Below are 19,685 nucleotides of genomic sequence, written 5' to 3' on the forward strand. Positions count from 1 at the left end.
TGAAAGTTTATTGGCGAGCTGTTGTAATTCGGTTGTCGGTACCATGAGTGCAATTTTGCCAATTTTCAGTTTACTGCTTGAACACCAATTTAGCAGTGTTTAACTTAGTGGTATGGCAGCAATCATCAATTATGATCCTTTGGGTATGTTCTTTACCGGCAATCGCGATTTTATCGATCAGTACTATTTTGAGCACTTTCATTTGAGAAAAACCTATGAATCATTGCTTCAGCAGAAATTTCGGGGCATTGATGCCTTTACCGTAACCGATGACGAACTTCGGGTTCTGTTCCTGGCCACGGAAACGGGCATACAACTATACGGCAATGGTTTTAATGACGAAATAATCGAAATGCTTTATCAAAGAGCCACCCAACATATCCACTATAGTAATATCAGGTTGTCCGGCCGCAAGGACCTTGTCAGCAGGATAATGGAGAAATACCAGATCGCGTTTCAACCTGAAAAAGACCGGATCATTTATGAAATAACCTCTGTACTGCCTCTAAAGAAGAAGCATCTTGGCAAGGCCGTCAAATCAGGAACGGACGATTACGAGCAGCTTGTGAATTATTCCCATGCTTACAGCCTGGAAGAATGGGGCGAACGTGAAGGCCGCGGTATGGACTACGTTCGAAATATGGTCATGCAACTGATACATGAAGGCAACCTGATTCAGTATGATACCAGTCACGGTATTGGCTGTATCGCTCAGGTATTCAATTTGGAGGATGATATGCCAATTATCGGCAGCTTATACACGCCCCCTGATCGCCGCAATAAAGGTTATGCCACTATGCTGGTACATGCGTTGGCCAAAAAATTACTGGAGAGCGGATTTGAAAAAGTAGGAATTTTGTCAGATGCCAGCAATCCGGTAACCAACCGGCTTTTTAAGCAAATTGGCTTTCGGCCGATATATGAACACCTCGCTGTCCACTGCCCCAAATTTAACTAGTAAGCCGCAATTAACAGAACATTCGCTATAATAAAAAATAAGACAGGAGGCAAAACGCTGGGCTATTTGCCCGCATTGAAGCAACCAGCCAAGTAAGCCGTTTTGGTTCCACCAGAACATCTTGTTACCCATTGATACTACTCACTCCATCAATTCAAAAACAAACGTGCCTTCATTCGCGGTTTACTAACACCAATAAAAATAGCAGAAAACATTTTCACATCTTATTGCGAATATAAAACCCAATATTTAAATTGGCATTTATAAACCTTTATTCCATGTACGCCCAATTTCCTTATTGCAACGACGCTTAGAGTAAGAGCTATTTTACTTTGCCTATTATTAAACCGAACCTAAACCTAAAATCATATCACATGCTATATAAATTTAAGCCGGTTACCTTGCTGGCGCTCATGATAACCATCTTGTTTTCGGCCGTTGAAGTAAGCGCCCAATCAAATCCTTACTTTTTGCCAACCATTTTCCGCAAACCGCCTAATAGTACGGCGCAGGAAAAATATGGCAATTACCCTGTCAATTTTTTTAGCGGCGTACCGGACATTTCCATCCCTCTATATGAGATCAACGCCGGCGACCTTAAATTGCCCATCACATTATCCTACCATGCTTCAGGGAATAAAGTAAACGATTTTGCCAGTTGGGCCGGACTGGGCTGGTCCGTTTCTGCCGGGGGAGAGATCAGCCGCCGCGTTATGGGCCTGCCGGACGATGTCAACACCACAGGATACCTGAATGGTACCATACTGCTTGCTGCAGGAAATAATATTAACGACAATTACGACGACGGACGAATTTTCATGGCAAAGGCGAAAGACCGGCAATATGATTTAGAGCCGGACATATTTAATTATAGTTTCCCCGGTGCATCCGGAAAGTTTTTTTTCGACGGACGAAATAGTAATGCACCGGCAATTGTTCCATATGCTCCGATAAAAATCACAAGGATTGGCGTCCTCAATTCCTTCATTATCAACAACGAACAGGGAGACAGGCATTTTTTTGGCACCACCATAACTTCCAGCGGTACACTTAGCTACGGTAGTATTTCAGAAAATGGTAAATCCGGATGGCCATTGGAAAAAATAATTTCTCAGTCGTCGAAAGATACCATTTCCCTTGGCTACACTGCTATTTCATATAATACGCCGGCCGAAACGATGGAAACATTTACAATAGACGATAACGTAACGGTTATATCATCAACGCCTTCTTGTACTACCTACCATCCAAGCTCCGGCTCCGCATCCTCAAGCAGTAATAGTAGCTGGGTAACTGAACAGCAATTGTCTACGATCAATTTCAAAAATGGTAAAGTCGTGTTTGTAAAAACTACAGCGGACCGCCAGGATAATACTGCCTTAGGGCTTAAAAGCTTACAGGCCATTGAAGTATATGGTTACAGCATGGCTACCCGCCAATACGTGTTGCAAAAAAAAATCTGGTTTTACCAAAGCTATTTTTATAATGGCGTAGATGCGCTATCCCGCCGCCTGCGGTTAGATTCCCTCGCGGTAATGGATGCAGCAGGTTCTGTTATGCAAAAATACCGCTTTGGTTATAATACCACCCCCCTTCCGGTTTACAGCTCGAAAGGGAAAGACTATTGGGGTTATTATAACGGGAAAAACTCACAGTCCTCATTGATACCGCAAACCACGATAGATTACGTTACAGGCCCCGGCGGCGGTGCAGGCAATCCATTAACCGTCGGAAGCACAACGGCTAATGGCCGCGAACCTGATACCGCCTATATGCAGGCATGTATATTGCAACGAATTTATCACCCTACCGGCGGGTATACTGATTTTACATACCAGACGAACAGGTATAATGACGGAGGTGTGAAACTTGCCGGCGGTTTACGCATCGCAACGATAAAAAGTTATACTGCTACCGGCGCTACACCGGTAGTCAAAACCTATGTATATAACCAGTCAAGGGCAAATTTCCATTTAGGGAATTACTCATTTATGACCGAACAAACAGTGCGCCATTACCCCGGAAGTACCTGTGGAGTGCAATCTACCGAACGAATGCGGAGGCGGACTTTCGTTTCAACGCCAACCACTGATATAGAACCATGGGATGGCATTCCGGTTGCATACCCTATGGTCACCGAATATGATGGCGATCCGGCAAATAATATCGGAAAAACAGTTTATACATTCAGGGATGTAACGGATGCCGGGACCTCCGCGAGCTATTACGGAAAACCTGTGTACCAAAGCAATTTTTTTGCGCGCGGCCAATTACTTTCCAAAAGCCTTTATAAAAACCTCGGCGGAGGGAATTATAGGGTCGTCCAACGCGAAACTATGACTTATACTGCGTTTCCTCCAACAAATTATGCCGGAGTTGGCTTCCTTGTAGGCAGGCAGGAAGTTAATGACGTGCCCGGCAGTTATGACGCTACATTCCCGGTAAATGGCGGTACAGGCCCGGATGATTCCGGCCGGCTAAAACCTGCATTTTATTCCGTCACTTCTGACGACAACTACCTTACCAGCAAAGCCGTAAACGTATTTGACGGCCTAGATACCACAAAGTTCACATCATCGGCTACGGAATTCAAATACGATAATATTGCTCATAAACAGGTTACACGTACCCGCCACACCGACACTAAAGGGGTGACGACCATCAATGTAAGCAAATATGCTGCCGACTATTCGACGCGTAATGCGCTGCTCGACAGTATGCTTAACCGTAATATGCAGGCGGTGGCTATTGAAAGGTGGGATAGCGTGAAAAACGCAGCCACAAGCGTTTACGGTGTTAGTGCAGGGCAATTAAATGTTTATTCCAATACGATCGGCGTCAATAACGCGGTATTGATGAGCTCGGTTAAAAAACTGGCTGTGGGCGCCCCTGTAAATAATTTCACCCCCTCCGCAGTAACCGCAGGCGTAATAACCGGCGATTCGCGATATGTTCAAATGGTCAGCTTTAACAGTTACGACAGCAAAAATAATATCACTAAATACACACCCCGCAATTCCAGGCCGGTTGGTATTATCTGGGATTACCAACAAGCACTGCCTGTTGCTCAAATTAACAATCACAGTATCGCGATGTATACCGGTTTTGAAGCGGACGGAAGCAACACTTACCTGACAACCAACGGCTGGTTTTATAGCAGTAACCAAACGGTGACTGACGTTACGGCACCTTCCGGTGCCAGGTCTTATAAGTTAACAGCGGGGAGCATCACCTCCACTGTATTGGACAATACGCGCAACAACGTCGTCTCGTACTGGAGCAACGGAGCTGCTGCGACCGTATTGTATAACAGTGCATATGTATCTGCTACCGGTGTAAAATCGGTTAATGGCTGGACGCTTTACGAACATTATCTACCGGCATCCGGCACCGCTTCCAGTGTAACATTGAGTGGTTCGGTTTCCATCGACGAATTACGCGCCTACCCCGCAGACGCACAAATGACCACCTATACCTATTCACCTGACGGCTTAGTGCAGATCGATGATGCTAAGGGTATGGCAAGCCGGTTTGAATACGATTTTGCACAACGACTAAGAAATATCAAAGATTGGGAAGGGGATATTGTTAAAAACTTCAATTACCACACTTACGACATGGTTATTGGAAACGATGCCATGAGCAGTACTTTTACACGCAACAATTGCCCGGCTGGAACTACGCCTCAATCTACCACTTATGCTGTAGCTGCAAATGTATACTATTCATCTACCAAAGCATCTGCAAACGCGTCGGCAACGTACGACCTCAATATCAACGGGCAGCGCAAAGCCAATGACCCGGCTGTCTGTGGCTGCCCGGTGGCCACCATGTCTTTTACTCTTTCAAACACCAGTAGCGTTAATGGCTGGCAAGCCAATTTTTCAGGGACTTCGAGTTTCTCTTTCAGCCTGCCCACTACCGGAAATACCAACGTGGTGCAGGTACCATTAGGGACATACACGGTTACGATAAATGCCATTGGCACCTACGTTAAAAATTTTAAACTAGGAAGCCGTAACACCGTAAATGGACACAGCGCGACCTTCACCAATGTAAACATATCTTCCGGAAGTACGGACAATAGTTTATCTATATTTTAACCATAAGCGGCTAATAAAGTATATGAAAGGCAAAAAACTGGATTCCCCTTTATTAGCCGCCATCTTAATCATCTGGGGAATGATTATTTACCCCACAGTATCGGCTTTTTCTTCCCAAGAAGATGCCCCTGTTATCACAACTGCTACGGCAAAGCAATCCATTAATGATTATTCTATTAAAACAGATAACAATAAACTCGGGCTGCATTACCGGGGCCCTTTTTGGGCTGGCTAAGCAGCTCCGTGGCCCCGTGTGCGCGGACGTCTTCAAACGTTTTGGAGGAGAGCTACCCTGGATCACACAAAAATCATTCTAATATCCGATGCGCTGTCTGCTAATTTCTACATTTCCTTATTCTTTGTATAGCCGTAGCAGGGGCGTTGTTCCTTTCGAAGAATACCGTAAAATTTAAAGCCATTTCATCCGCGCTTGTTTTGAAAACGCGGGGCATAGGAAAGATTGTACCAAAAATTTTTACCCCGCACGACTTTGCAATGCCACGCGGCTGTTCGTCAACGCGTGCCTTTATTAAGGGCTCATAAGCAAACAGATGATGGGCTACAACCATATCCCTTCAAAAAGTAGAAGAAGACATCCTCCGTGGAAAATCACTCCACGAAAGTTTAGCACAATTCTCTAAATATCCTCTCAAAATGGTCCAGCTGATCAAAGTCGGCGAAGAAACCAGCCAACTAGGACGGTTCTTTGAGCGTATAGCCAATCAATATATTGATGATGTTGAACATGGGGCTGCCAGGCTCAGCACCGTATTAGAGCCAATAATTATCATTTTCCTGGGTATAATTGTCGGAGTCATATTGGTATCTATATACCTCCTGCTGATACAAATGAGCAATAGTTTTCAATAAAAAACTGCTATTTATGGATTACGATTAGTTTAATTAATTCGGCACTTTTTTACCAAACAAAACGATCCCTTTATTTATATACTATAACGCCACTTAGTCAGCAAATTGTAAGACTAAACTTTTATCACCTTTGGTCGTAAACATAATCCGTAAATAATATGATTTACCACAAATTCCCCTCTGAAAATATATAACAATGCCTCATCCGCTCTACGGCTGTAACAATTTTCATTATAATTATCATATGGGCAAACCTGCCAATCAGTCGAATACTGCTAGTAAAATACGTAATTACACATTTTGTTAGCATCTCAAAGCTTCATTGATTATTGTGTTGTATTTACTCCGATCATTATAAATATGACTTAACGCCGATGATATATTTAAAGAGTTGAACTCTTACGATAAGTCGATCTTTAAAAAGCTGGCTTTGATAGATTAGCTTTAAGAAAAGGAAAGTTTTGCTTTCCTCTCCATACTTGATGCACTGTTATATAAATAACGGTTGAAGATACTTTAGTTCCCACGCTTAAATAGAGATAACGGAAGAGCTGACCGTTTCCGTGTGCCTTGGTATTCTGTTTAATTTTTTTCTTGTTGACTAGCTTCCGCCCTTGGACACTGTCCGCACACATGGGGCAATTTCGCTTGGGGTCTTTTTTTGCATAAGGTTCTAAGCGCGGTGGGCGCTGCCCTGCCGCACCGTTTATCCATTAAGTGTGAGAGGCTCGATTAGCAGCAGTATTAAGATAAGGTTCCTCATTGCATTTTTACCGTTTCACTGGTGACAAACTATACTCAAAACAATTAACACAACTTTCCTTTATTTTTCCCTTATCTGCTACGAATATTGCATTAGATGGGGTCAGGTATGGGGGATTGGAATGCAGCAGACTGTCAATAATATCGGGGAAATTTATCGTTGATTTGCTATAATCAAATGATTTAAAGTCCTCTTCGTAAACAACATTATTGTTATATACAAATACCATTCTTCTATAATCATCTTGTATATCTTCCCCGTCATATTTCAATTTAATTACTTTTCTAATAGAGTCTGATGTTGTCCATGAACCAAAAAAGTACAGTTTGTCCCACTTGAATCGTGTTGCATCAATTAAAACTATAGTGCAGGAAGATTTATTTTGTTTCACACAGTTTCGATCTATATTATTTATTAGATCATCCGTTAGCCTGTTTTTACATCCTGAAAAAACTGCTATAATTATTATAATATTTACTACTCTCTTGATCATATCTACATTACTGGTGGATTATGTCCTGCTTGCGCTTGTTGAAGTTGTGCTTTGCCGTTTTCTTCATCTATTTTTGCCTGTCCTGCGGCTGTACGTGCATTGTTATTAAGTTGCTTGAATCTTGCCTGCAATGCCTTAAACTGCTTAGAAGTTATTTTTGTCATACTTATTGTATATGAACCATCTTTTTGTCTAGTGGCAGTCCATAATCCTGTATTTGCGAACTGATTCAAGACTTTTCCGGCTATAGCATTCATTCCTTGCCCTGAACTGGCGGTTCCAATTTGCCGTCCGATTTGATTATTTAATAAATCTACATGCATATCAGCATTATCTAAAGCATTTTTACCTGTAAATACTCTCTGACTAAGATCCGCATTAGGGTTATTTTCATGTGCATCTCCAAAGGACTGCGCTATATCGGAACCAAATTGGCTTGCAATAGTTGCCTGCCATAATGTATGCCGGAAGGCATTACTTTCTGTTCCTGCGCCTTCCTGCCCTCCTGCTAATACAGACCCAGAGTCATCCGATGCCCCACGTGTTGCAAATCTTTCTGAATTTGCTGAGATATTGGAAAAACCACGAGTTGGGGGACCAATAGCGAGAGCTGCAATTGGGTGAAAAACCTTAGCAAAGAACGTTCTTACTCCAGACGAAAATGTCGGTTCTGCATGTGGGTCATCATTATCAGCTTCCTCAGCTTCCATTCCATCCGGGTCAATAAACCTGATTGGATTATTATTCCCATAAACAAAAGTACTAAACCTTCGGGCCTTTTCAGCGAGCGGGTCGATGCCTGTCCACCTGGCGACAACAGGGTCGTAGAACCTTGCGCCGTAATCATACTGTGCCAGTTCGTCCTGCAGCTCCTTCCTGTTGTAAAGGTACTTGTTCGATGGGCTGTTGACCAGCCCCGGTACCTGCATCCCGAAAGGAAGGTAATCGGCGCTTTCTACCTTCCTCGCGTACCCCATCTTCGTATCGAACATCACCCGCGTATTACCCAGGTGGTCCGCTAAAAAGTACTCGTAGTTGTAGCTTGCCCCTTCCCTGAACGCCTGCCCTTCCTCCGTTTGGATAAAGTCGATCGTGGTTGTATTGCCGGTATACTGGATGCCATCGATATACTCCGTCGTGGTACCCGGGCCCGCTGTACTTACCCGCCGCAGCTTGGCCCCCGACGCATCGTACGTATAGTTGATCGTACTGCCCGAGAACGTGACAGTTTTGGGCAGGTTCACCAGGTTGTAAACGATGCCCGTTACCCCCTTGCCCGGGTCTGCCGCCAGGTTACCGTTAGGGTCGTATTTCCCCGCAAAGCTTGTTGTGCCTGACTTTTGCCCCGCATTATTGCTTGTCGCATCGGTGACGCTCTGCAGCTGGTTGCCCCCGCCGTATACATACGTGAGGTTATCTGCCAGCGTACTGTTCAGCGTCCGCTGCAGTGCCGTGATGTTCCCCTGCTTATCGTACGTAATCCCCTGCTCTATAGAACTGTTGTCGTTCCGTACGCCGGACGTCAACCTGTTCAGCTTATCATAAAGGTAGGTATAATAGCTGGTATTCGGGGCCGCCCCAGTACCCCAGAACTGGTACATGATGTTCCCGTTATAAGCCTTGTTCGTCCCTGTCTCGTAAAAAAGCTCTTCCTCGAAAAGCCCCGAGCTCTGCTTCTTCAGCCAGCCCCGCTGGTTGTACGTGTAAGTGACCTGCTCGTAAAAGTTAACGCTGTCCGTACTGTGCAGCCATTTGTCCTGCAGCTGCCCCACCTCGTTATAGGCGGACTTCGATATTAACGTGCGCGGCGTGGCCGTGCCGCTGTTATATACCTGCTGCCAGGTTTTCAGCTTACGCCCCGCATGGTCATATATGTACTGCACGTTCACCATGTGGAGCGGTGTGCCGGCATTCGCGGAGGTGAAGTGCTGGCGGCTAACCGTAGTCGGTGCATTCGTGAAATCGTATGTGGTGCTTACAGCATCATAATTGCCCGTGTTGTTCACCCCGCCAAGGTAATGCTGCTTGTATACTTTCAGCGGCCGCGCATCGCTGTCGTAATAAGTGACCGACGTGAGCATCGTACCCGTGCCCAGCACATTGGTATACTGCTGCGTCGGAAGCCCCCGCACCGACTGGCTGGCACCATAAGGCGCACTATATGCTGCCGGCGCCAGCGAGGTGGCGCTGTAGTCGTCGTAAAGCGTAATGCTCAGGAAGGTATAGCCTGTGCCTACAGGCGTACTGGCATTGTTATACCCTGTCGTTGTACTGTTATCCCGCGTTTCCCAGTTGGGCGCCGTGAGCGACGGGCTATCGTAATAGGATTGCAGCCAGGCCTGCCCTGCTCCACTCGGCGTATAAAGGCTGGTATCCGGCATGGAGCCCCCATACTGGTAAATACCTGTAATAACTACGCGCCCCAACGCGTCATATTTAGTAAACGTCCATTCCTGCGGCATTTTAGCGCGTTGGTTCGCATCCTGCACCATCGCTACCTGGTCCAATGCGTTATAGACCATAAAGTCCCAGCCCTTTCCCGGGAGCTTCTTCCGGTAAGGGCGCCCCAGCGCATCGTACCAGTATTCGTAGCCTAGTTTACTGATCGTTTGAGATGTGATAGCGATGTCCTCGTCCGCATTCGTTTCCGGTGGCAGCACATAGCACAGGTTACCTTTATCGTCGTAAACATAGTACGTGCTCAGCCGCTCCAGCTTTACAACCGCATTCTTATAATTGTACGACCTTTTCAGCACTACATGCCCCTCCTGGTCTTTATATTCCTCCGTCGTGCCCGCACGCCCGCTTACCCAGTTCTCGTCCTTGCTTACCGTTACCGTTAAGCTATTGTCCGGGTAAACCGCATTGCTGTAACGGGCAAGGCTCCGGCTGTTATCCGAATTGATAATGACATGGAAAAGAGATACCCGCCGCGAATTCACCGAGTCCGATGCCCACGTTATGCTATTGTTCAGCCGGTAATCCATCCGTACCGTATGCCCTCCCCCCAATTGCCACGCCGTGCCCGGTGCACCAACCTCCTCAGGCCGCCCAAGCGGGGAAGCCTCCAAGCCGGTAACAGAATACGGAGCAGTGTTCGTCGCCACACCGGAAGGTGGGGTACTGTAAAAACCGGAAACGCCTGTCGTTAATGCCGATGCCTGGTAAGCACCCGCCGTCGAACCCGACGGAATATAAGGCAGGTACTTCTTTACCTCACGCCCATACTGGTCGTACTCGTTCGGCGTTACCACATCATAACCCAATGGCGAGCCCATACGCTGGACCGTTTGAAGCCCACGCCCCAAGCCATCTGCATACTGGATGACCGACTGCACCTTAGTCTTGTCGCCGCTTACAGCCCGTAAAGAGGCGTCGTCCTTAACCCCTCCTACACGTAACGTATTGCTGATAATATAGTTCCGGTCAAGGCTCTGCCCAAACGATAATAATGGGCAAGATAGTACCCCTAAAAGTAGGGACGCACTTAATATAATCCTTCTGTCTCTTCTCATCTCGGTTTAGGTTTGTAGATGATTTACTAGGTTGGTGTATCAGGTAATTAATTAAAGGCGCGGGCATTAAACGCTAATGCCGTGTTAGCTTACAGCATCGCCGGAAAACAATATGCAACAGGTAATAAATATTCATTCTCATATATTATAAGGATAGGTTAACTTTTATAATTGGTATATGGCGCATAAACTAACTGGTAGTAAAACAAACCAGCTGATTATTACACCTTATTTAGGCAACACAATGTAAAATATCTATTTGATTATTACAAATTTTACCGCCCTATTATTTAGAGGAAAATAAATAAATTCTCACCGTTAAAAGTAATTCTCCTCCGGGCCTCGCTGCAGCATCAGGTGATAAGGTAAAATAGTAAAATGAAATGCCAAAAAATAAATTATTGGAATTAGCTATGCTTTTAACTTCAGGTTGCCCATTTAATAAAAAATGGTCACAGGCCCGCTAAAACGCTGTTTACCCTTTTTAGCCGTTACGATATAGTAGTAAGTGCCCGCCGGCAATGCCCTACCCCTGAATTTACCATCCCAGGGCGTGTAATACCCTTTACTGTAAAACACCTCAGCTCCCTGCCTGTTATATATCCTAACAACTGCAGAAGGGTCGTTCTCTATACCGGATATTCGCCAGGTGTCGTTGGCCAGGTCGCCATTGGGCGTAAAAGCATTGGCCAGGTTAACGTCTGCACAGGCTGATGATACTACAATTTGCTGGCTGGCCTGGCAGCCATTTTCATCCTCTACTGTCAGCAAAATACTTTGCGGCTCCCTAATGGCGTACCCGGAGCTTCCTTGAATATTATTCCAAAAATAACGGCGGAACCCGGCAGGGGCGGTTAAAACCACAGTAGATTTTGTATAGGTGCAAACGGAAGTGTCGGGGACATGAAATACAGGCGCGGGGAGCATCTTGATTTTTATACTATCTTCTGCAGCACATCCGGTGGCACTGGTTACTTTTACTTTATATAAACCACTATTGTTCACGGTAATACGAGGCGTTGTTTCACCGGTAGACCAGTTTATATACCCTCCTGCATAGGAAACTGACAAGCTAACCTCCTCTCCACTACATAAAGAAGTGTTTATCTTTTGGGAAATATGGACAGTGGGCACCTCGTAAAATACCAGTGAGTAGGGCGGTGAAACAGTATTGCATTGTGGCCTTTCTTTACTTATGGCTATTACCTGGTACGTTCCGGGTAATAGCGTGGTAATTTCCGTCTTACCCTTGAGTTCAGGCAAATCAAGGCCATCACGCCTCCAGGAAATATTGTAATTCCCGGCGAGGCCCCCGCCCAAAAACAGCCTGGCTGCTTCCCCAATGCAATACGCCTGCTTTATCGTTTTGATAAGTAAACGCGGCATTTCAATAACTTTCAAGGAAACTTTACTACTTGGCACCCAGGTTCCCGGGCAGGAACTGGCTTCTACATAGTACTCACCCGGCGATGAAACATTTATATCACTTACATCCTCCCCTGTAAGCACACCGTTTAAATACCACCGGTATCGATATGCAGGGTTGTTAGTTGCGGATAGCTTAACGCTTTCCCCCTCGCAAATAATAATTTCGCCGGCCTTGTCCAGGTTTACAACAGGTGATTTGATAAATTGGATCACCAGCGGCTCAGACTCTTTTGTACAGCGCTGCCCTGTAGCACTTAACAACACCTTATAAGATCCGGCTTTATCAATTTGGACGCTGGAGCGATTCGCAAACGAATCAATTTCGTATCCATCCAGGAGCCAATGAATCGTATAACCGGAGCTTACAGGAACGTTTAAGTTTATCGTTACCGGCATTCCCTCACAATTAATAAGGGCACCGGTATGCAACTGGGGTACGGGAAGATTGATAAGCTCCAGTTTAACATCCTTGGACGGTAACCAGCTGCCGCTACATGCACTTACTTCTACATGGTATACCCCGCTTTGCGTAGCCGTCATTTTAAATTCGGTATCACCCGTAAGTTGCCCGTCCCTCCACCACCTGTAGCGGTAAGCAGGGCTATAGTCAGTATTTAATGCCGCAGATGCACTGTCACAATACGATAGATTATCCGGATAGTTAAATGAAAAAACCGGGGAACTCACGACAGATAATTCCAGGCTATTGGTTTCGAGGTGAGAGTTCTGGCATGGGTCATAAAGTACTGCATGGTAATTGCCGGGAATGCTGGTTACTAATTCAGCATGGCTTTCCCCGATAAGCTGTTCATTACCACGGTACCACTGAATGCTGCTTCCTGTGTAATGCTTCGGGTCAACAGCCAATATAGCCTGCTCTCCGGAACAAATGCTAAGCTTATGCTGCATACCTGGCGCCCCTTTAAAAGACGCTGCCTGGAAACTGCCTTGTCCAACAAATTTTGCATAGTCAGGTTTCAGGAAGTAAAGCCCCGTTCCGGTAGCAACCCAGGCGCCATCCTCGCAAAGCGGCACATGCATTGAGGCTACATTTACACATATGTCATTTACTTTGGCCATGCCGAGCGCGTCCAGATGGAACAATTCAAAGGGCCGTAACCCTACAGAAGTTCTTGTATAAATGGAATTGCTGAAATACAAGCCCCGGTCCGTCCCGACCAACAAATTTTGTTTGATCATCCCCGGATCCCCAAACCACTCTCCTTCCCCAAAGGCAGCCAGCCCGTATATATTTGTAACCTTGTTAACCTGTATGCCATTCAGGTAATGCGCGACAGGAGAATGAACATAATAGCTCTGGTTAAAATTATTCTGGAACAAGCCATTGCTGTTCCCCCAAAACATTTCCATCCTGCTGGTAACCGCGTCATAAACATACATGGAAGGGGAAATCATACAAGCGGTCTTAATATTATAGCCGTAGCCATTTCCGCCCTCCCAAAGAAAACCCATAAATGTGGCATATTCTCCCCGAAAGGTTACCGGTAATTGTTTCAGGCCATCATATTCACTTGCACCGGCGGTACTGTCCCGGTACATCTCAGTCCGGTAAGTCGCCTCATAGACCAGGCTGCTATGTTCCCCTTCCGGATGTGTGGCTTTTTCGGCACGTATATCATAAAAGTAAAGCCCTTTATCCGAGCCCACAATAAGCACTGGTGGTGCGCCCGCATCGAAATAGAAAAAATCATAGTAAGTATTTTTCTTTATCCCGATAGAATTAGCGGCACTCAGAATACCTTCGGCAGCCCCGATCGTTTTAAGGCCTCCGCTTTTATATTGAACCACTGCCCCTGTAGCTGTTGCAAGGAATACAGTATCCTTATTTAACCCTGCAATATCAATAAACGAATCATGGGAATAGGCCGAAAAATTTGCTGTGAGGTCTTCGACCTGGCTGGTAATACTATTGATCCGGTATACCTCATTGTTTTGAGACAACACCCAAACATAGGGGTCAAAAAAGTCACGCTTTACTTTGATAATTTCCTTTCCCTGTAAAAAAGCCCCGCTAACCTGGAATTCAACATCTTGTTGTGCGTACAGGCAACGGCACCATACCATGAAAGATAATATCACAAACAGCCGGCGCATTGGGATAGCGATTAGGTTTAGGCAAGCAATATAATTATTTTTAAACTATTAAATAAAAAACAGGTAATGAGATAACCGTATCCTATTCCGGTGGGCAACAACACTCCACCCATTGAAACACTTACACGGCAAGCTATTACCCTTTAAGTAAAGAAGCGGCCTTTTGAGTTGCGTGATCAAGACGGCGAACCCTGCCAAGCGTTAGTTGATGAAAACAGGCAGGTTTAAGGACCGTAATTACACGTTAACGGATAAATGTAAACCCTGCCAACAGGTAAAACCGGGCACAGCATTAGCGGCAAGGAATCACCGGTATTCCCTTACTATTTTAGATAAAACACCAAGCGCCTCGATGACTTTATCCACATCTCTGCGCTCCGGGCGCCCGGAGTTGCTGCGCAGGCTTTCATGTGACAGGCCATCCCGATGCGGCGTTGATAAAAAGGGCGTTAAAGCCTGAAAGGCGGCCCGTTTCGATACCGTATCAATCAGGCCTGCATCGAATGCGCCGCGCACCAGGATGCCAATCTGGTCTCCGCTTAACTTTAGCAGGATTTTAAATAAAGAGAAAGGCCGCACCTGAGCAGCCGGTGCAGGGGCATGGGTGCCATAGCGGCGCTCTAAATTCTGCGCCAGGCCGGCAAGGCCGCTGAATATCAGCTGGCCAGTCGTCCGCAATATACCTTTAGCCGGGTATTTGTCAAGATTTGATGCGGCTTGCTGCAACAGCAGCCTTACGGCCTGGTCATAATGCCCCGCTATAGCCTTCAATTGTTCACCGTTGTAAAGTGAAAAGGCCTGCGTTTTTGCTGTGGTGCTGATCTCATCGAGTTCAACAGGCAAACGTTCAGATACAGCCTGGAAAAAATCAGAGGACAACAACCCCAGGTCACTTCTATCCGGATTTAATGCCCTTTCCACAAGATCATCCAGCCATAAAAATGGATATGTTTCTTTGGTTTCATTTCTATTCATAATTGCGGGGCTATGGTGAATATTAAATTTCGTTAAAAGCAAATCTGCCAACTATATGCAATCTTCCACTTGACAATTATCATTTTCTCAATTCTTCACAATCCAATAAAAACAATACACAATAAATTGATTAACAACCACTTTTAACAACTACCCATCATTCAACAACTATCCAAATTTGACATTTGTCAAAAAAACGCAGCTAACTGTATAATAATTCCAGACCGAAACATGTTTAATTAAACGAAACCCTATTTAACTTAAGAGAACACCCATAGTACCCAATTGGCAATTTTTCCATATAACACATTGACTGATGGATACGAATTTACTGATCACAACACTGAACTTTATTGCGCCATTATCAGCCGCATTAGAACATCAATTAATTAAGCAGCTCCGGCCGGAAACCTACGAAGGGAAACATTTGCTTTTGCAGGAAGGGCAGGTCGCCAGGCGGATCTGGTTCATCAATAAAGGATTCGCGCGTGCGTATTACCATACCCCCGAGGGCCGGGAGTGTACCGTCTGGTTTATGGGGGAAGGCGACCTGATGATATCTGTTTACAGCTTTTACACCCAGCAACCAGCCAGGGAAACCATTGAACTCGTAGATGGTGGTGAGCTTTTATCAATGTCCTGGGCAGAGTTACAGGCCATTTATGCCGGGCATCCGGAATTCAATTACATCGGGCGTAAGGTTACTGAAAAATACTACATTCTGGCTGAAGAACGCGCGATACTCCTACGGACGCTCACCGGCCGTGAGCGTTACGAAAAGTTACTGGCCAATCATCCGGATATCCTGCAGAAAGCATCGCTCAGCCAGATCGCATCCTACCTGTCTATTACGCCGGAAACCCTCAGCCGGATCAGGGCAGGTAAAGTACAAATGAACAGAAAAGCATCCGCATGACCCGTTATGAAGAAAACGACCACTTCTTTTTTAGCAATATTCCTGATCGTGGCTGCTGCCTGCCGAAGGGATAACACAAATGACATCAAACCGGGTACAGAGGCCAGTACCAGCCGTGATACATTGGCTTTGAGTACCGTGGAAAATTGGCATAACGCCATGGCATCATCTACCCCTATAAGGACTAATAACACCTCCGCTCCCTCTTTCCGCCTTGCCGATGCTTCTATAGACTGGAGCCAGGCTGTGTCAATGCCCTCCACGGCAAGCAATTATTGGCTGATTGCCATGAAAGGCACTCCGACATTCCAGGGCGTGGGGCAAGGTTACCGCAAGATCGCTTTTTATGCAGACAAGCATCACACCCTGCATGCAAGGATACTGGAATTCATCCCGGATGCCAATTGGCTTCAGCGGCAAAACCATATTACTCCCGCAAATTACACAGGGAGGATTTTTGTATTTGATGAAGCTTATAACCTTTTGGGCGGGCGGATATTTTCAGAGGGAAAAAGTATCGGTGAAGCTAAACCGGCAAAAACTAATGATATCCAGCCATCCATACACATTAATAACCTTCAGCCTACCACTGATTGTTATTGGGTGGATCATAATTATATTAACGGTGAAGGCGTACTGGTTATCTACTCAGAACAGATCTGTACGACGACCTACACCGACATTGATGGCCCGTACGGCGGCATGGACCCGGGTGGTTCATCCGGCGGTTTCGACCCCGGCCATGGCGGCTATGCCACCCCTCCGGCCGATAGCAGCGTCCCTTCCGTTTCCAACCTTCCCGGGGAGGAGAAGCCCGGAATCAAACCAAGACAACTAATGGATTGCTTCAACAACGTTCAGGATGCAGGGGCAACAATGTCCGTTACCGTTTACGTACAGGAGCCCCAGCCGGGCACTTACTTTAATATCGGCAAGAACAGCGTTGGGCATACCGCAATAGGGCTAACGAAAGCGAACGGCAGTAATAGTATAACACAGGTGGTAGGTTTTTACCCGGATGCCACCGGAATGGACAAAATGCACGCACCATCGAAAATCGTGGATAACAGTATTTTAGATTATAACGTAAGCATTACCTTCAATGTAAATGCAGTAAATTTCCGGCATATAATAGATTACATTTCCTCCCCACCTGTCACCTATGACCTAACCCAATTCAATTGTACTAATTTTGTGATCGAGGCCTGCCTGAAAGGCGGGATCATCTTGCCTGATGCCACGAATACAGTCGGACTTTCAGGCCCTGGCGGGGCGATGACCGCACAAACACCTGCGGCTTTGGGAGCGAATCTTGAAAAGATGAATGGAGATAATATAAATAAAAATGGTGGAACTGCGCCATCAAGCAAAGGTGCGTGTAATTAAGAACAATGAAAAAAACACTTATAGTAGTAATCTGTGTATTGGTGTTGACCAACTTACCGATTTTCGATTTTTTTCTTAAAGAAAATTACACCTATTCAAACATCGATGGGAGTTTCATTTATAGTGAAGAAAGCGGGAAAGGACAGTCTTTTAAAACTTGCTTAATGCGATACGGTTACTTTCTCTGCCAGCACCCGGAGAAAGATAAAGGCGACAACAACCTGTACCGAACATTCACCATCAAACCCTGGCGTTTTTGGGAGTGGGCCGACTTCATATTCCAACATGAACGATTTGCTTTGCCGTACAAAAGGACGCGCGAAACTAAGTAATGAATGTATAACTGTCTGTCAATTTCGGTGGTATGGTGGTTCCGAACGTGAAGTTACAAGTGATTCCCCCGGTAAATCTCCAATGATCTGTCTCGGTTAACGTAAATGTACCGGAAGTGGTTAGGGTGCCCAATAGCGTTTTTGTAGCCGCAGCATAGACCAGGCGGTAAGGTACCTGATGCGGCTACTGAATACTTACCATAGCCCCGTAGGAAGTTGAAATTTATACTACATGGCTTTCAGCGGAGTAAAATTGTAGGTTAAGAAAAAAACACTCTGCTCTAAGCAATAATGTAACGGCAGGGATAGCATCCGGCGAATCTAATTCAGTATAATTTTTATTGCTTTGCAGTTTCTGATCCAATAATCCGGAAGACTTAAGCGTCAGCCTACCCGAAATGACAACCCTATTTTCCCGCCCTATAAATAAGTAAGGCCCGGCATGAAAAAAGGCCGGTTATTGCCACAGTTGTACTTACGCCGAGGCTCCCTCGTAACCTTACAACACTTAACGATTCTCTGTAAAAATGCATTGAAGGGGCCACGGATACCAGTGCCTGAGAACCGCGATCGGCCGTCAGAACCTGCCGGTGTGTATCATCAATGTTTTGATGATAATAAGTTTGGACCAGGAAATTGGCATTTCCGAAATTCGTAAAAGCACGAGTAGGGCACGCGATTGCCAACGGTACATACTCGCGCAAGAGGGGTCGGTAGAGAGCATCGGAAGTACGCACAGCACTTTCGTAATGGCCGAGATAAAGAATACGCAAAATATCTTTTTCTAAAAGCGGTGGAAGTTGGAGTTAACAGGTGCCGGTTTTTCTTCGCCCCAATCTATCAATACCCGGTGTATCGTCATGCCATAGCACACTATAAGTTTTCTTCATTTTAGGCCGAAGTTATAAACTTCGACCAGCGGGGGGCGGTATATCATATAGAAAGCTGCCGCCGTTAACTTAGGCACGAGTACGCCGCGCTATTGCCAACCCTGATACTCGCGCCAGAGTGGGACGGAAAGGCTCGAAATTAGTTTTTTACAACTTTCATAAACAAGAAAGTCAATTGAAATTGTTTCCAATTGGCTTAATGCACATGTTTGATATTCAGTATACTTACAAGAATCGCCAACTATTTTTCATCCCTACCATCTCGTAGAACATTAATAAAAATTGGCAAATTTACTCTGTCTTATCCGCCCTATGACCAAATGTTCGGTATTTATCTAAACCTAGTTACGGGTAAGACATTAACCTGTACTGAATTGAGGCTGTCATAAAGAAGCACATCTTGCTTTGAATAGTCGATCGTATCTAGACGGTTAGTATTTAAAAACAATTTACGATAATAATTGACCTGTACGACATTGAGGTGTTTGGGAATGTCAAAAACTAATCTAGTGATATATGAAGCCCCGGATTTTATTTCTCTAATACCATGTATTTTGAATTGATTATAAAAATTGACCTGACTCTTGATCTTAACTGTTGTATCTGGTGAGACACCATCTATCTTTTTTGCTGTATAAAATTCGAACGGGAATACTTTACTGTACTTATAAAAATAGGTCACCCCATATTTTTCCTTGTTGACAACGCTCATATACAGTGTATCGGTATTTGATGTAAAATCAACTTCATAATCTTCTGGAATATAGATAACGCTATCCGAGTTATTTACGATTTTGACATGTAGTGTATCGTTGTCCACTAAACATACTATTTCAACTTTCTTTCTCTCAGGGTACTTCTTAATGGAGAAATAACCACAGGAATAAAAAGCAAAGATTAATAACAAGTTAAATAGCGTGAAAATTGGTTTTCTCATAAGG

12 protein-coding genes are annotated in these 19,685 nt (G+C 45.2%); 7 read left to right on the forward strand and 5 right to left on the reverse strand.

The features are described 5' to 3' along the window. Positions 1-112: 112 nt before the first annotated feature. From BC343_RS22595 to BC343_RS22615, 4 genes are all read left to right on the forward strand, one after another. Positions 113-958 carry a GNAT family N-acetyltransferase gene (locus BC343_RS22595; protein WP_078350055.1) on the forward strand — a complete coding sequence of 282 codons (846 nt, stop codon included), beginning with the start codon at positions 113-115 and terminating at the stop codon, positions 956-958. 374 nt (positions 959-1,332) lie between these two features. Next, positions 1,333-5,061, forward strand: a complete 3,729-nt coding sequence (locus tag BC343_RS22600; protein ID WP_078350056.1) for a DUF5977 domain-containing protein — start codon at positions 1,333-1,335, stop codon at positions 5,059-5,061. Positions 5,062-5,083: 22 nt separating this feature from the next. Beyond that, positions 5,084-5,296 carry a hypothetical protein gene (locus BC343_RS22605; protein WP_078350057.1) on the forward strand — a complete coding sequence of 71 codons (213 nt, stop codon included), beginning with the start codon at positions 5,084-5,086 and terminating at the stop codon, positions 5,294-5,296. 332 nt (positions 5,297-5,628) lie between these two features. Next, the gene (locus tag BC343_RS22615; RefSeq protein WP_078350059.1) at positions 5,629-5,931 is read left to right on the forward strand and encodes a type II secretion system F family protein; all 303 of its coding nucleotides are present in this window, start codon (positions 5,629-5,631) and stop codon (positions 5,929-5,931) included. 770 nt (positions 5,932-6,701) lie between these two features. Here BC343_RS22615 and BC343_RS22625 read toward each other — a convergent pair. The 4 genes from BC343_RS22625 to BC343_RS22640 all read right to left on the reverse strand — a co-directional run bounded on the left by BC343_RS22625 (position 6,702) and on the right by BC343_RS22640 (position 15,271). Then, a complete protein-coding gene (locus BC343_RS22625) occupies positions 6,702-7,187 on the reverse strand; it encodes a hypothetical protein (RefSeq protein ID WP_078350061.1) in 486 nt (161 codons plus the stop codon). Positions 7,188-7,189: 2 nt separating this feature from the next. Beyond that, entirely contained in the window at positions 7,190-10,702 is a 3,513-nt protein-coding gene (locus BC343_RS22630) for a DUF6443 domain-containing protein (RefSeq protein WP_078350062.1), read from the reverse strand. A gap of 438 nt (positions 10,703-11,140) precedes the next feature. After that, entirely contained in the window at positions 11,141-14,245 is a 3,105-nt protein-coding gene (locus BC343_RS22635; RefSeq protein ID WP_078350063.1) for a gliding motility-associated C-terminal domain-containing protein, read from the reverse strand. Between the two features lie 306 nt (positions 14,246-14,551). Then, positions 14,552-15,271 carry a hypothetical protein gene (locus BC343_RS22640; RefSeq protein ID WP_143822312.1) on the reverse strand — a complete coding sequence of 240 codons (720 nt, stop codon included), beginning with the start codon at positions 15,269-15,271 and terminating at the stop codon, positions 14,552-14,554. Positions 15,272-15,536: 265 nt separating this feature from the next. On the opposite strand from BC343_RS22640, the gene BC343_RS22645 reads away from it, so the two are divergent. The 3 genes from BC343_RS22645 to BC343_RS22655 are packed head-to-tail and all read left to right on the forward strand — an operon-like array spanning position 15,537 to position 17,854. After that, complete coding sequence (locus tag BC343_RS22645; protein WP_078350065.1) at positions 15,537-16,136, forward strand: Crp/Fnr family transcriptional regulator; 600 nt, start codon at positions 15,537-15,539, stop codon at positions 16,134-16,136. A gap of 6 nt (positions 16,137-16,142) precedes the next feature. Next, positions 16,143-17,522 carry a hypothetical protein gene (locus BC343_RS22650; protein WP_143822313.1) on the forward strand — a complete coding sequence of 460 codons (1,380 nt, stop codon included), beginning with the start codon at positions 16,143-16,145 and terminating at the stop codon, positions 17,520-17,522. 5 nt (positions 17,523-17,527) lie between these two features. Beyond that, a complete protein-coding gene (locus tag BC343_RS22655; protein ID WP_078350067.1) occupies positions 17,528-17,854 on the forward strand; it encodes a hypothetical protein in 327 nt (108 codons plus the stop codon). A gap of 1,221 nt (positions 17,855-19,075) precedes the next feature. On the opposite strand, the gene BC343_RS22665 is transcribed toward BC343_RS22655, so the two are convergent. Further along, positions 19,076-19,681, reverse strand: coding sequence for a hypothetical protein (locus tag BC343_RS22665; protein WP_078350068.1), 606 nt, complete (start codon positions 19,679-19,681; stop codon positions 19,076-19,078). Between the last annotated feature and the right edge of the window lie 4 nt (positions 19,682-19,685).

This window comes from Mucilaginibacter pedocola, assembly GCF_002013915.1.
Lineage (GTDB): Bacteria > Bacteroidota > Bacteroidia > Sphingobacteriales > Sphingobacteriaceae > Mucilaginibacter > Mucilaginibacter pedocola.

Excerpts from the sequence above, each read along its gene's own strand:
- BC343_RS22595 (WP_078350055.1), top strand. The coding sequence starts at position 113 with ATGGCAGCAATCATCAATTATGATCCTTTGGGTATGTTCTTTACCGGC.
- BC343_RS22600 (WP_078350056.1), top strand. The coding sequence starts at position 1,333 with ATGCTATATAAATTTAAGCCGGTTACCTTGCTGGCGCTCATGATAACC.
- BC343_RS22605 (WP_078350057.1), top strand. The coding sequence starts at position 5,084 with ATGAAAGGCAAAAAACTGGATTCCCCTTTATTAGCCGCCATCTTAATC.
- BC343_RS22625 (WP_078350061.1), bottom strand. The coding sequence starts at position 7,187 with ATGATCAAGAGAGTAGTAAATATTATAATAATTATAGCAGTTTTTTCA.
- BC343_RS22630 (WP_078350062.1), bottom strand. The coding sequence starts at position 10,702 with ATGAGAAGAGACAGAAGGATTATATTAAGTGCGTCCCTACTTTTAGGG.
- BC343_RS22635 (WP_078350063.1), bottom strand. The coding sequence starts at position 14,245 with ATGCGCCGGCTGTTTGTGATATTATCTTTCATGGTATGGTGCCGTTGC.
- BC343_RS22645 (WP_078350065.1), top strand. The coding sequence starts at position 15,537 with ATGGATACGAATTTACTGATCACAACACTGAACTTTATTGCGCCATTA.
- BC343_RS22650 (WP_143822313.1), top strand. The coding sequence starts at position 16,143 with ATGAAGAAAACGACCACTTCTTTTTTAGCAATATTCCTGATCGTGGCT.
- BC343_RS22655 (WP_078350067.1), top strand. The coding sequence starts at position 17,528 with ATGAAAAAAACACTTATAGTAGTAATCTGTGTATTGGTGTTGACCAAC.
- BC343_RS22665 (WP_078350068.1), bottom strand. The coding sequence starts at position 19,681 with ATGAGAAAACCAATTTTCACGCTATTTAACTTGTTATTAATCTTTGCT.